12 protein-coding genes are annotated in these 14,128 nt (G+C 47.1%); 4 read left to right on the top strand and 8 right to left on the bottom strand.

Features of this window, described 5'->3' with window-relative positions; all coding sequences use genetic code 11:
* Both purB and C2755_RS08775 read left to right on the top strand, forming a co-directional pair.
* Nucleotides 1–1,380, top strand: coding sequence for an adenylosuccinate lyase (gene purB, locus C2755_RS08780; RefSeq protein WP_215320961.1), 1,380 nt, complete (start codon nt 1–3; stop codon nt 1,378–1,380).
* Nucleotides 1,377–2,732 (top strand): 3-deoxy-D-manno-octulosonic acid transferase, encoded by a 1,356-nt coding sequence (locus tag C2755_RS08775; RefSeq protein ID WP_215320959.1) that lies wholly within the window; start codon nt 1,377–1,379, stop codon nt 2,730–2,732. Before purB ends, C2755_RS08775 begins: the two co-directional genes overlap by 4 nt.
* A 15-nt stretch (nt 2,733–2,747) precedes the next feature.
* Here the strand turns inward: C2755_RS08775 and secF are convergent, their stop codons facing one another.
* The 5 genes from secF to queA form a co-directional block, all read right to left on the bottom strand.
* Entirely contained in the window at nt 2,748–3,722 is a 975-nt protein-coding gene (gene secF / locus C2755_RS08770; RefSeq protein ID WP_072582798.1) for a protein translocase subunit SecF, read from the bottom strand.
* A gap of 3 nt (nt 3,723–3,725) precedes the next feature.
* Nucleotides 3,726–5,585, bottom strand: a complete 1,860-nt coding sequence (gene secD, locus C2755_RS08765) for a protein translocase subunit SecD (protein WP_215320957.1) — start codon at nt 5,583–5,585, stop codon at nt 3,726–3,728.
* 25 nt (nt 5,586–5,610) lie between these two features.
* Nucleotides 5,611–5,937, bottom strand: coding sequence for a preprotein translocase subunit YajC (yajC, locus tag C2755_RS08760; RefSeq protein WP_215320955.1), 327 nt, complete (start codon nt 5,935–5,937; stop codon nt 5,611–5,613).
* Between the two features lie 134 nt (nt 5,938–6,071).
* Complete coding sequence (tgt, locus tag C2755_RS08755) at nt 6,072–7,229, bottom strand: tRNA guanosine(34) transglycosylase Tgt (protein ID WP_215320953.1); 1,158 nt, start codon at nt 7,227–7,229, stop codon at nt 6,072–6,074.
* Nucleotides 7,226–8,272 carry a tRNA preQ1(34) S-adenosylmethionine ribosyltransferase-isomerase QueA gene (queA, locus tag C2755_RS08750; protein WP_215320951.1) on the bottom strand — a complete coding sequence of 349 codons (1,047 nt, stop codon included), beginning with the start codon at nt 8,270–8,272 and terminating at the stop codon, nt 7,226–7,228. The genes tgt and queA overlap by 4 nt, the downstream gene beginning before the upstream one ends.
* A gap of 30 nt (nt 8,273–8,302) precedes the next feature.
* Between queA and recG the strand changes: the two genes are divergently transcribed.
* Together recG and ubiA are read left to right on the top strand one after the other, a co-directional pair.
* Nucleotides 8,303–10,390: an ATP-dependent DNA helicase RecG gene (gene recG, locus C2755_RS08745; protein WP_215320949.1), complete on the top strand. Its 2,088-nt coding sequence runs from the start codon at nt 8,303–8,305 to the stop codon at nt 10,388–10,390.
* A gap of 10 nt (nt 10,391–10,400) precedes the next feature.
* The gene (gene ubiA / locus C2755_RS08740) at nt 10,401–11,264 is read left to right on the top strand and encodes a 4-hydroxybenzoate octaprenyltransferase (RefSeq protein ID WP_215320947.1); all 864 of its coding nucleotides are present in this window, start codon (nt 10,401–10,403) and stop codon (nt 11,262–11,264) included.
* Here the strand turns inward: ubiA and proC are convergent.
* From proC to glcF, 3 genes are read right to left on the bottom strand one after another with little or no spacing between them, the layout of a single operon-like run.
* Entirely contained in the window at nt 11,261–12,130 is an 870-nt protein-coding gene (gene proC, locus C2755_RS08735; protein ID WP_215320945.1) for a pyrroline-5-carboxylate reductase, read from the bottom strand. The two genes, ubiA and proC, sit on opposite strands and share 4 nt — an antisense overlap.
* On the bottom strand, nt 12,127–12,852 hold the full coding sequence (locus C2755_RS08730; protein ID WP_215320943.1) for a YggS family pyridoxal phosphate-dependent enzyme: 726 nt from the start codon (nt 12,850–12,852) through the stop codon (nt 12,127–12,129). Before C2755_RS08730 ends, proC begins: the two co-directional genes overlap by 4 nt.
* Entirely contained in the window at nt 12,849–14,126 is a 1,278-nt protein-coding gene (glcF, locus tag C2755_RS08725) for a glycolate oxidase subunit GlcF (protein WP_215320941.1), read from the bottom strand. Before glcF ends, C2755_RS08730 begins: the two co-directional genes overlap by 4 nt.
* Nucleotides 14,127–14,128 lie beyond the last annotated feature (2 nt).

Here is a 14,128-nt window from a genome sequence, read left to right as displayed (position 1 = left end):
GTGAGTCAGCCGCTTTCAACCCTCAATGCCCTTTCACCCCTAGATGGCCGTTATGCCGGAAAGCTGGATGCCTTACGCCCCTGGCTTTCCGAAGCTGCATTTATGCGCCAACGTGTTTTTGTGGAAATTCATTGGCTCTTGGCTTTGGCTGCTGCCGGCTTGCCTGATGTCCCAAAAATTAATGCTGCTGATGAAGCCTTTTTGCTTTCGCTCCCAGAAAACTTTTCAGATGCAGATGCTCAGCGCATCAAAGATATCGAAGCAGTAACGAATCACGACGTAAAAGCGGTTGAATACTTCTTAAAAGAAAAAGTTGCAGGGCGACCAGATTTGCTGAAAGCAAGTGAGTTCATTCACTTCGCCTGCACATCAGAAGACATCAACAACACTTCTCACGGTTTAATGTTGCGCGGTGCACGTGATGAGGTACTCTTGCCTCAACTCAGAAAAGTACTCTCAGTACTGACCGATCTCGCAATTGAGAACGCTAAAGTGCCTTTGCTCTCTCGCACGCATGGCCAGCCAGCCTCACCAAGTACTTTGGGTAAAGAGATCGCCAATATTGCCAAGCGTTTAGAGCGTGCGATCGAATCTATCGCTGCAGCCCCTTTACTAGGCAAGATGAATGGCGCAGTGGGTAACTACAACGCTCACATGTCAGCGTATCCTGATTTTGATTGGGAAAATTTTTCCAAGAGTGTGGTTGAGAAACGTCTAGGTTTAACGTTCAATCCTTACACCATTCAAATTGAGCCACACGATGGTATGGCTCAGCTCTTTGATGCGATTGCTCGCGCTAATACGATTCTTTTGGATATGGATCGCGACTTCTGGGCCTACATCTCTGTTGGTTACTTTAAGCAGCGCACTAAAGCAGGCGAGATCGGTTCATCGACGATGCCGCATAAAGTGAACCCGATTGATTTTGAAAACTCTGAAGGTAACTTGGGTGTTGCTAATGCATTGCTGCGCCACCTTGCAGAAAAATTACCAATCTCTCGTTGGCAGCGTGACTTGACTGACTCAACAGTATTGCGCAATCTAGGCCCTGCATTTGGCCATAGCGTATTGGCTTATGACAGCGCCTTGCGTGGGCTTGGTAAGTTAGAGGTAAATCATGCTGCAATCGCTGCTGATTTAGACGCATGCTGGGAAGTATTGGCTGAGCCAGTGCAAACTGTGATGCGTCGTTACGGCATCGAGAATCCCTACGAGCAGTTAAAAGAATTGACTCGTGGCAAAGGGATTAATCAAGCAGACCTGCAAACCTTTATTCGGGGTTTGAAGATTCCTGAGGATGCAAAAGCACGTTTGTTGGAGATGACACCATCTTCTTACTTAGGTAAGGCGGTCGAGTTGACCGAACGTCTCAAAAAGTGAGCTTGACTCCCAATTCAGAATACGGGGCGCGTCCCCGGATCTGGTTTGCTGCTTACCAATTGCTATGGCATCTCTTATTGCCATTAGCATTTATACGTCTAGCTTGGCGTGCACGTCACGCCTTCTCTTATCTTCATCACATTCCTGAGCGATTAGGCTTTGGCTACAGTAAGCCTATTGCTCAAGGATCTATTTGGATTCATGCAGTATCGGTAGGCGAGACACGTGCGGCTCAACCATTGATTGAAGCTTATCTTGCTAAGGGTGAGTCCGTTTTGCTCACCCACATGACTTTGAATGGCCGCCGTACTGGCAAGCAGTTATTTGCCAAAGAGATTGCGGCTGGGCAAATTCGACAAGTCTATTTACCCTACGATCTCTGCTGGTCTGTAGAGCATTTCTTAAAGACATTTAAACCAAAGTTTGGCCTATTTATGGAGACCGAAGCTTGGCCGACAGTAGTCTTTCGTTGCAAAGAAATTGGCTTACCTCTATTTTTAGTCAATGCCCGTTTATCTGAGCGAAGTGCCCGTCGCATCGATCGATTTGGTAAAGCAGGGCGCGCATTATTTCAAGCCTTTGCGGGGATTCTGGCGCAGACTGAATTTGATGCAGGGCGTTACCGTAGCCTAGGCGTTAAAAATGTTGTCATTACCGGCAATCTGAAATTTGATGTTCCACTCAACCCGCAATTGCTTGCTGAGGGCAAAGAATGGCAGATGGAACTGCATGCCGGAAATCGCTTGATGGTGTGTGCAGCGAGCACTCGCGATGGAGAAGAGGCCATTATTCTGAAGGCTTGGAAAGATTTGCTCTTAAGCAATGCATTTGCAACACCTCCATTGCTTTGTTTAGTACCGCGCCATCCCGAGCGCTTCGCAGAAGTAGCGGATCAAATTAGCAATGCTAGCTTCAAGTTTCGCCGTCGTAGCGAGTGGGCCGGGATTCCGAGCGAGTGTGCTGGATTAGATGTTGTTCTGGGCGACTCCATGGGCGAGATGCCGATGTATTACAGCGCCTCTGACTTAGTACTAATGGGTGGAAGCTTGCTGCCTTTTGGAGGTCAAAACTTGATTGAGGCTTGTGCAGCTGGCTGCCCTGTTCTCTTGGGTGAACATACCTATAACTTTCATCAAGCTGCCTTAGATGCGATTGATAGTGGTGCAGCTAAACGCATTCATGGCGAATTGCTTTTAACGGAGCCAATTGCCTTAATGGAATCTTTGAAAGAATTGCTTCTAAATACTCATGAATTGGCACAGATGGGTGCCGCTGCTCAGGCTTATTCAACTGAACACCAAGGTGCAACTAACAGAATTTTAGCTGCCCTTGATCAACAAAACTGTCGCTGAACTAAAAAGACTGAGTTAGACCCGCGCTCCGTAGTTCGGATCATCTTTGCGGGCATCATCATCTGGCTTTTTATCGCCCTTCACCAAATCTTCACGTGTAACACCGAGCCACATGGCTAATGCTGCAGCCACGAAGACTGAAGAGTAGATACCAAACAAAATACCAATGGTCAGTGCTAATGCAAAGTAGAAGAGTGTTGGGCCTCCAAAGACCAGCATTGCCAGGACCATCATCTCAGTACTGCCGTGGGTAATAACAGTACGGCTAATGGTGCTCGTAATCGCGTTATCAATGATTTCACGGGTATTCATCTTGCGATATTTGCGGAAGTTCTCGCGAATACGGTCAAAGATCACGACGGATTCGTTTACTGAATAGCCAAGAACCGCAAGAACGGCTGCCAATACTGAGAGGGAGAACTCCCACTGGAAGAAGGCAAAGAAACCCAAGATGATGACAACGTCATGCAAGTTTGCAATGATGCCGGCAAGCGCAAACTTCCACTCAAAACGGAAGGATAGATACACCACGATGCCAATGATTACAAAGATGAGTGCTTTTAAGCCGTCAATAGCCAACTCTTGACCCACCTGTGGGCCAACAAACTCAACGCGCTGCAATTTCACGCCAGTCGTTGCTGGTTCAAGCGCTTGCATTACTGCCGTGCTCTGATCAGCAGAAGAAATCAATTTGCCTTCAGCATCTTTTTGTAATGGTAGGCGAATCATGACATCGCGTGAGCTACCAAAGTTCTGAATTTGAGTATCTGCATAGCCCAACTTCTCAACCTTGGTACGAATAGAGTCCAAGGGTGCAGTTTGTGGATAGCTGACTTCCATCACCGTTCCACCAGTAAATTCGATGGAGAGATGCAGGCCGTTATGCCAGAGGAAAAAGACTGCAGCTAAAAAAGTAACTAAAGAAATCGCATTAAGCACCAATGCATGGCGCATAAAGGGAATATCTTTTTTGATTCGGAAAAATTCCATGGCTTATTTCTCCTGTGGACGCCAAACTTGGCCAATAGCGAGTTTTTGAATCTTCTTATGTCTGCCATACCAGAGGTTAACAAGGCCACGTGAGAAGAAGACAGCCGAGAACATTGAAGTCAGAATACCTAAACAGTGAACTACTGCGAAGCCTTTGATGGGGCCTGATCCAAATGCCAATAAGGCTAGACCAGCAATCAAAGTCGTTACGTTAGAGTCCAGAATCGTTGCCCAGGCTTTGTCGAAGCCGACAGAAATGGCTGTTTGTGGTGAAGCTCCGTTACGTAATTCTTCACGAATACGCTCGTTAATTAACACGTTGGAGTCAATCGCCATACCCAGAGCTAAGGCCATTGCAGCGATGCCCGGCAAAGTGAGTGTGGCTTGCAGCATCGATAGCACTGAGATGAGTAAGAACAAGTTCACCGCTAAAGCGACAACGGAGAAAGTGCCAAACAGTAAGTAGTAGACCATCATAAAAATCGCGATCGCAGTAAACCCGATCAAGAGCGACTTAAAGCCCTTCTCAATATTTTCTGCTCCAAGGCTTGGTCCAATAGTACGTTCTTCAATGATTTCCATTGGTGCTGCTAATGATCCAGCGCGCAAGAGCAGCGCTAAGTCATTAGCGCTCTCGGTAGTTGGTTGACCAGTGATTTGGAACTTAGAGCCAAACTCACTTTGAATGGTAGCGATTGTGAGTACTTCACCTTTACCTTTTTCAAACAAGATCATGCCCATCGGCTTACCGATATTTTCGCGAGTCACTTCCTGCATAACGCGACCACCAGCAGCATCTAGGGAGATGTTTACAGCAGGACGTTGGTTTTGGTCAAAGCCAGCGCTAGCATCCGTAATGCGATCTCCACTGAAGATCACTGATTTTTTAAATACACCCAAGCGATTTTCACCAAAGCGGAAAGTATCCATGCCTGGAGGAGGAGTTTCGCCTAAGCCGATGGTAGACGCCAAGGGGTCAGCTAAGCGAGACTCTAGAGTTGCTGTACGACCGATGATGTCTTTGGCACGAGCGGTATCCTGTACGCCAGGTAACTGCACCACAATGCGCTCAGCACCTTGTTGTTGAATCACTGGTTCTTTAACCGCCAATTCGTTCACACGCTTATTCAGGGTAATGATATTTTGCTTAACGGCGTTATCTTGAATGGCTTTAAGGGCGGATGGTTTAAATTCACCTACTAGCTTAGGTAACGAGCCATTTGATTTAATAAGCCAAATTAGTTCAGGTTGTGCCGTTGTTAGCAATGAGCGTGCTTGTTCAGCATCTTCGACATTGGCGAAATTGATCGATATGGAATCAGCGCCACGCTCAATACCTTGATGGCGAATGCTCTTGTCACGTAATTGACTGCGAATATCGCCTGCCAAGGAAGTCACTTTTTTCTGGACTGCGCCCTTCATATCCACTTGCAAGAGGAAATAGACGCCGCCACGCAAATCAAGACCTAGTGGCATTGGTAATGCGTTGATTGCACTTAACCAGCCCGGTGTATTGGATAGCAGGTTTAAGGCAACGGTGTAGTTGGGATCATTTTGATCAACATTTAATTTCTGTTGCAAGAGATCACGTGCGCGCAACTGAATGTCAGTGTTATTGAAGCGAACTTTGATAGAGCCTACATTGCCAGCGACTTCGAAGAAGAGACCGGTATTACTAATGTTGGCTTCCGTCAGAATTTTTTCGACACGAGCCTGCGTTGCCAAGTCAACCTTGATGGTTGGCTTGGCAGACGAGACTTGAACCGCTGGAGCCTCACCATAGAAATTGGGTAATGAATATAGTCCGCCGATTAGTAATGCAACGGCAATGACTAGATATTTCCAGAGAGGGTAGCGATTCATATTGAGATACTTTTAAACAAATAAATTAAGCAGACTTTAGGGTGCCTTTTGGCAATACTGTAGTGATAGCACCTTTTTGCATGTGCACTTCAGTACCAGCAGAAATTTCAACGGTAACCACTTGGTCTTTCAATGCTGTTACTTTGCCCATGATGCCGCCAACAGTAACAACCTCATCACCAACGCCTAATGACTCGAGCATTGCCTTAGTTTCTTTTTGACGCTTCATTTGTGGGCGAATCATGATGAAGTACAAAACTGCAAACATCAAAATTAAAGGGAGAAAGCTCATCAAGCCACTGGAATCTGCGCCCGCTGCAGGAGCTTGGGCAAAAGCGTTACTAATCCACATACAAAACCTCCGTTAATTACCAATTAAAAACTGCGATATTTTTCGACCTTTAAACCGGTGGCCGTAACCCGCAATTCTAAACTGTGTGGGGCTTTGGAGGTGATTTACAGGGGGTTTTGCCCCCTGTAGGGCTATTAGTCCTGTCCAGGCTCAACACCACGCTGGCGATTGCTATGAAATTCCTCACGATATGCGCTAAAGCGGTCTTTGCTGAGAGCCTCACGGACCTCTGTCATCAGCTGGAGGTAGTAGGACAGGTTATGGATGGTGTTTAGCTGAGACCCTAGGATCTCATTCGCCTTTTGAAGGTGATTTAAGTAGGATCTAGTGAAGTTTTGGCAGGTATAGCAGGCACAGGTTGGGTCTACTGGGCGATCATCGTCCTTATACCCAGAATTTCGTAGTTTAAGGTCGCCAAAGCGAGTGAAAAGCCAGCCATTGCGGGCGTTACGGGTTGGCATCACGCAATCAAACATATCAATACCTAGGCTAACGCCCAACATTAGATCTTCTGGAGTACCAACGCCCATTAGGTAATGAGGCATATGTTCTGGCAATTTAGGTGCAGTGAAATTCAGAATCCGCTCAAACTCGGGTTTAGGCTCTCCCACTGATAAGCCGCCAATAGCAATCCCATCAAAACCTTGCTGACTTACGGCATCCAAAGAAAATTCACGAAGATTCTCGAACATGCCGCCTTGAACGATGCCAAAGAGTCCGTTGCCTGTATTTAGTTCGCGAAAACGCTTAATGGAGCGATCACCCCAGCGCAAAGACATTTCTAGCGATGCACGGGCTGTTTTTTCCGAGGTAGGTTGACCTTTGATTTCATAAGGAGTGCATTCATCAAACTGCATCGCGATATCGCTATTGAGCACCGCCTGAATTTCCATTGACACTTCTGGAGACATAAATAATTTGTCGCCATTGATTGGAGATGCAAAGGTCACGCCCTCTTCAGAGATCTTGCGCAGCGCGCCCAAACTAAATACCTGAAAGCCGCCAGAGTCAGTGAGGATCGGTTTGTCCCAACCCATAAAACGATGCAAGCCACCATGTTTTTTAATGACATCTAATCCTGGCCTTAACCAGAGATGAAAAGTGTTACCTAAAATAATTTGGGCTTTGGCCTCATTCAAGTCACGCGGCGTCATTGCTTTGACGGTGCCATACGTTCCCACAGGCATAAAGATGGGCGTTTGCACGCTACCATGCGGAAGGTCGAGTTGACCAAGACGAGCTGGGCTTTGCGAGTCGCGCGCCAATATGTTGAAGTGAACAGGTTTGGTCATAACTGTGGATTCTCGAGTCGACAAAGAAACATCGCATCTCCATAGCTGAAGAAACGATACTTCTGATGAATGGCATGTTGATAAGCGGCGCGAATGTTTTCCATTCCCGCAAAAGCACTGACCAACATTAATAAGGTAGATTTTGGCAGATGAAAGTTGGTAAGCAAACAATCTACAGTTTTAAATTGGTAGCCTGGGGTAATAAAGAGATTGGTCTCGCCGCTACTTTGCCCGCTAGCAGCCTGGCTCTCGAGTGCGCGCAGACTGGTAGTGCCTACCGCAACAACTCTGCCACCATTTTTCTTGGTGGCCTCAATAGCTTCTAATGTCTCATTGGGAATGGAGAACCATTCGTAGTGCATCTTATGTTTTGAAAGATCTTCTTCGCGCACGGGCGTAAATGTTCCTGCCCCCACATGTAGTGTGACAGCTGCTTGTTGAATGCCTAATTTCTTAAGTTCTTGCAAGATAGATTCATCAAAATGTAGGCCTGCTGTTGGGGCAGCTACCGCCCCTGGATTTTTGGCGACGACTGTTTGATAACGCTGCGCGTCTTCTCCATCAGGTTGATGCTCAATGTAGGGCGGTAATGGGAGCTCACCAAAACGTTCAAGCAAGGAAAATACATTTTCCGGAAAGCGAACCTCATAAAAACGTCCGTCATATCCAATCATCTCTACAGGAAAGGTTTCGCCAGCCTGATTGTGAATATGAACAGTGGTTCCAGTCTTAGGTACCTTGGAGGCTCTAATTTGAACCCAGGCCTGCTTTTCGCCGCTAATGCGTTCAATGAGCAGCTCCACGTTCCCGCCAGTCTCCTTTTTGCCGTGTAAGCGCGCAGGAATAACCTTGGTGTCATTAAAGACTAATAAGTCCCCGGGCTGAACAATGCTCAGAATGTCCTTAAACTGTCGATCTACCAATTGGACGTGATTTGGCCCATCAGCCTTGACCTCTAAGAGGCGGCTATCGGTTCTATTCGCCAAAGGATGTTGGGCGATTAGTTCGGGTGGGAGTTCGTAATTAAAGTCGGAGAGTTGCATAGCATTACCATCAGGTATTAGATTTTAACGATGACTACTAAACAAGCGCCAAGTACACTCCAAAAGATGGGTTTAGACAGCCCTATGGCCCTTGCTTTGCACTTGCCATCCCGTTATGAGGATGAGACCGAGCTGCTCACGATCGAGGAGGCCATACATCAGGGTAGATTTAACTCAGCCCAGACCCAGGGTGTAGTTATTCGCAATCAGGTCTTATTTAGGCCCAGAAGGCAGATGGTGGTGACCATCGAGGATGAGACTGAAACCTTAAATCTACGCTTCCTGAACTTCTACCCTAGCCAGCAAAAACAAATGGCTGTCGGGGTCAATATTCGAGTCCGCGGTGAAGTGCGTGAAGGTTTTCAGGGTCCAGAGATGGTGCACCCTACGGTGAGAGCTGTCGCTCCAGATACACCTTTACCTGCTAGTTTGACTCCAGTTTATCCAGCAAGTGTTGGAGTCTCGCAAACCATTATTCGTAAAGCAGTGTCACAAGCCTTACGTGACCCAAGCCTGCAAGATAGTCTGGCTGAGTTCTTGCCCAAAGAGCTGATGGCAGAGCTACTGCCTAGTCATGATTGGCCAAACTTGCAAGAGGCGATTATCTATTTACATCAACCGCCTGCCGATGCCAATACTCAGGCATTGCTAGAGCGTACTCATCCTGCTTGGCGTCGAGTGCAGTTTGAGGAACTCCTTGCTCAGCAAATTTCGTTAAAGCGTGCGCATGCGATTCGTCGGGAGCGGCATGCACCTAGTTTTGTAAAAAATAAAGATGAGAGTAAGGGCAAGAAAGAGCGGCAAAGCTTTGAAGCGGGCTTGCTGAAAGTATTGCCTTTTAAATTAACTAATGCTCAAGATCGTGTTTGGTCTGAAATGAGTCATGACCTTTCTCAATCATTCCCGATGAATCGCCTTTTACAAGGGGACGTAGGTAGCGGCAAGACTGTAGTAGCGGCCTTGGCTGCAGCGCGGGCAATGGATCATGGCTATCAAGCTGCCATCATGGCGCCTACGGAAATATTGGCTGAGCAACACTATCTCAAAATGAAGGAATGGTTTGAGCCTTTAGGGGTACGAATCGCTTGGCTGTCAGGGAGTCTGAAAGCCAAAGAAAAAAGATTGGCACAAGAGGTAATCGAAAATGGGCAAGCCCAACTCATTATTGGTACGCATGCTCTTATTCAAGAAAACGTGAGCTTTGCCAAACTTGGCCTCGCAGTGATTGATGAGCAACATCGCTTCGGAGTGAGGCAGCGTTTAGAGATTCAGCAGCGCGTTGGGTCGGAATTGTTTTACTGCCATCAATTAATGATGTCTGCGACACCAATACCACGCACTTTAGCGATGACCTACTATGCTGACTTAGATGTCTCTGTCATCGATGAATTGCCTCCTGGTCGAAAACCGATTGCTACCAAGGTAGTTAAAGCCGGCCGCCGTGATGAGGTGATCGGTGGTTTGCAAAGTTGGTTATCCAAGGACTTGCAAGCGTACTGGGTTTGCCCTCTGATTGAAGAATCTGAAGTACTGCAATTGCAAACAGCAGTTGAGAGCTTCGAGCAACTGACTCAGGCTTTACCTGACTTTAAGGTTGGCTTAGTGCATGGCAGATTAAAAGCAGAAGAAAAAGCAGCAGTCATGGCCGCCTTTAAGGCAAATGAGGTTCAGCTTTTAGTTGCGACTACGGTAATTGAGGTTGGGGTAGACGTACCTAATGCGGCGTTAATGGTGATTGAGCATGCTGAGCGCTTTGGTTATGCCCAGATCCATCAATTGCGCGGGCGCGTGGGCAGGGGTTCTGCGGATTCGGTCTGTATTTTGATGTACGCCGAGCCGCTTTCAATGGCTGCCAAGGAACGTCTACAAACTTTACGTGAGACCTCAGATGGTTTTGTGATTGCTGAGCGAGATTTATCACTGCGTGGTCCGGGTGAATTGCTAGGCGCGAAGCAATCAGGAGATGCTATGTTGCGCTTTGTCGATTTGCAACGCGATGCCTGGTTAATTGAGTTAGCCCAACAGGCGGCCGAGCGCTTGCTCGCTGAGCATGCAGATCTGGTGGAGCGTCATTTAGAGCGCTGGCTCGGATCTCGAGCGGAATTTCTAAAGGCTTGATAATTACCTTATGAATGTAAAAGATCGTTTTATTTCTTATGGCCATCTAATCAGGCTAGATAAGCCGATTGGTACGCTATTACTGTTATGGCCTACGCTCTGGGCTCTTTGGTTGGCAAGCAGTGGTGTGCCTGATTTATCTATTTTGTTGATCTTTACTGTCGGCACATTTTTAATGCGTAGTGCGGGTTGTGCAATCAACGACTATGCTGATCGTGATTTTGATCGTCATGTTAACCGTACCCAAGATCGCCCAGTCACAAGTGGAAAAATCTCGGGCAAAGAGGCCATAGCTGTGGCTGGAGTATTGGCCTTGATTGCGTTTTTATTCATTCAGCCCCTGAATGTATTTACAAAACAACTATCCGTGCTTGCTTTGCTAGTAGCCTTCCTCTATCCCTTTACCAAACGCTTTTTTGCCATGCCCCAAGCTGTCTTAGGCATTGCCTTTGGCTTTGGCATTCCGATGGCGTATGCGGCTATTTTGGATTCTATCCCCCTAGAGGCCTGGTTCTTATTTATTGGAAACATTTTTTGGGCGATCGCTTATGACACAGCCTATGCCATGGTTGATCGCGATGATGATCTGCGCCTAGGGTTGAGAACATCGGCCATTACTTTTGGTCAGTACGATGTCGTCGCTATAGCAATAAGCTATGGGATGCTTTTTCTGAGTCAGTTATGGGTGGCGCAATTGGCTAACTTAAGCAATTATTTTTTAGTGGGTTGGTTCGCAGCATTGGCTTGTGCGATATATCACTTAAAGTTGGTTTCAACACGCAATAGAGAAAATTGTTTTAAAGCATTCCGCCATAACAACTGGTTAGGCGGATTTTTATTTCTGGGAATTGTGCTGGGTATAGGTATTAACTAACTCTGGCCGAGTTCATCGCCCATTGTTTTACCGCGCTGACTGGCTGCATCAATCGCTTTTTCTAAAATTTCATGCCAACCTTGTTGTTTCATGACATCTAGAGCAGCAGCAGTGGTTCCACCCTTTGAAGTGACTCTCGCGCGGAGAACGCCAGCGTGTTCATCAGAGTCATGGGCAAGCTGTGTAGCGCCCTCAAGAGTGGCATAAGCCAGCTTGCGCGCTGTCTCTGAATCAAGACCGAGCTTCTCTCCAGCAGATTGCATTGCCTCTAAAAATGCAAAGACATAGGCTGGACCACTACCAGAAACAGCAGTTACTGCATCCATCAATTTTTCTTCTTTTACCCAAACGGTTTGACCTACCGCATTACAAATGGTTTCAGCTAAGGCACGATCAGATTGATCTACAGCGGTATCTGCAAAAAGACCGGTAATCCCTTTACCAATTAAGGCTGGAGTATTTGGCATAGCGCGTACACAGCGTGTGTGATCAAGCCAGCGACTCATATCTTTTAGGCGAATACCCGCAGCGATACTCAGAATGAGTGGACCGGGCTCGCTCGCATGCTTTAACTTAGACGCTAAACCTTTGGCAACGACATTAAAGTCTTGTGGTTTGATCGCCATGACAAGCACATTATTTCTAGAGAAATCAAAAGCGATGTGCTCCAGAGCGCCAATGCCCTGAACACCAAAATCTTCATGTAACTTTAGGGCAGTTGCAGCATTTGCTTCTACAACAGAGATTTGATTAGGTTCGAATCCACTAGCAAGAAGGCCGCTGATAAGGGCACGCCCCATATTGCCACCGCCAACAAAGGTGATGTGCGCGTTGCTATTATTTTGTGCGATTTTGTTTGTGCTCATTTGCTAATCTTATCGCGCTTCCCGAAAATGGCTGTACCAACGCGAACTAAAGTGCTGCCTTCAGCGATGGCGGCCTCTAAATCATCGGACATGCCCATCGAAAGGGTGTCAAAGAACTGGTAACCAAGTTCAGTGAAATGGCTGGCTTGTATGCGCTTGAAACAATCTTGTACGGCTGCAAAAGCCTGGCGTTGCAAGACAGGGTCTGGATTAGGTGCGGGAATTGCCATCAAGCCCCGCAGAACTAAGTTTGGTAAAGAGGTAATAGCGTTACAGAGTTCTTCAACTTCAACCAGAGAAATGCCGCTTTTGCTCTCCTCCTCGCTAACATTGATTTGTACGCAAACCATCAATGGCGGTAAATCTGGAAACTCGCCGCGTTGAGCGGATAGGCGTTCTGCAATTTTGAGGCGGTCCACACTGTGAACCCAATCGAAGTGTTGCGCTACTTCTCTGGTTTTATTGCTCTGTAAAGGGCCAATAAAATGCCAGGTCAACCAAGGGCGTAGTTTGGCTAACTTCTCAATTTTTTCAACGGCCTCTTGCACATAGTTTTCACCAAAAGCTGATTGTCCAGCATGCATAGCTTCTTCAACGGCAGCAGCAGGAAAAGTCTTGCTCACTGCCAGAAGCTCGATTTCTTCGGGCTCACGCTTTGCTGCTAGGGCAGCAAGCTCAATTCTTGTTCTGACTTGCATCAAATTGACAACAATGGAGTTCATGAGACCTTAGAAGATTTGCTAAGTAATTGGTCTACGATTTCAATCCAATGCACTACTGGAGTGTCTTCTTGCTGCAGGTGGGTAATGCAGCCAATGTTTCCAGACACAATGACCTCTGCGCCTGATTCCTCGCAGGCAGTATTTAGGTGAGTTAACTTGTTTTTACGAAGTTGCTCAGAGAGTTCTGGTTGAGTAACGGAGTAAGTGCCTGCAGAGCCGCAGCAAAGATGGCTGTCGGCACATAAACGCACACCAATACCAATACTAGAAAGCAATCCCTCAACCTTGCCACGAATTTGTTGGCCGTGTTGCAAGGTGCAAGGTGGGTGATATACGACGCCTGGCTTTGGATCGGTGCCTACCAGCTGCATCAGCTCATTTTGTAGGGAAGGTAGTATTTCAGAGATATCTTTAGTCAGATCTGAAATCTTCTTCGCTTTGGTTGCATAGACAGGATCATTGGCAAACAGGTGGCCATAGTCCTTCACCATCACACCGCAACCAGATGCGGTCATGACAATAGCTTCCACGCCACTTTCAACTAAAGGCCACCACGCATCAATATTTTGCTTGGCATTACCCAAGCCTCCAGCTTGATCATTGAGGTGATAGCGTAGCGCTCCGCAACAAGTGGCATTGGGCGCGCTAATCATTTGTATCTTTAACGCATTAAGAACGCGCGCTGTTGCTGAATTGATATTTGGGAGCATTCCAGGTTGTACGCAACCCTCTAGCAAAACCATTTTGCGCTGATGAGCTGCAGTAGGTCTTGCATAAGCATTAGTGGTATTGGCCAATGCCTTATTTACAGTCAGTGGAATCTTGCGTTTGATACCGCTTGGCATCAATGGGCGAATTAAACGACCCAGAGTCATTGCTGTATTAAATAAAGCGGGCTTAGTTAAACCTTCTTTTAGGGCCCAACGAGTCAGGCGTTGGCCGATTGGGCGCTCAGGCGTATTTTCTTCTGCCCACTTGCGACCAATGTCTATTAGGTTGCCGTATTGCACACCACTCGGACAGGTGCTCTCACAATTACGACAAGTTAAGCAGCGATCCAAATGCAGGCGAGTCTTTTCGGTGGGCGCTTGACCTTCGGCGATCTGCTTAATGAGATAGATACGTCCGCGAGGACCATCTAACTCATCACCCAGTATTTGATAGGTAGGGCAGGTGGCTGTACAAAAGCCGCAGTGAACACATTTACCCAGAATGCGGGCTGCCTCGATTCCTTCCGGCGTGTTGACAAATTGAGGGGCGAGTTGAGTTTGCATAG

The organism is Polynucleobacter sp. MWH-S4W17 (genome assembly GCF_018687535.1).
Classification (GTDB): domain Bacteria; phylum Pseudomonadota; class Gammaproteobacteria; order Burkholderiales; family Burkholderiaceae; genus Polynucleobacter.
Note: the sequence above shows the minus strand (reverse complement) of the source record. Positions and strands in the feature narration are given on the sequence as shown.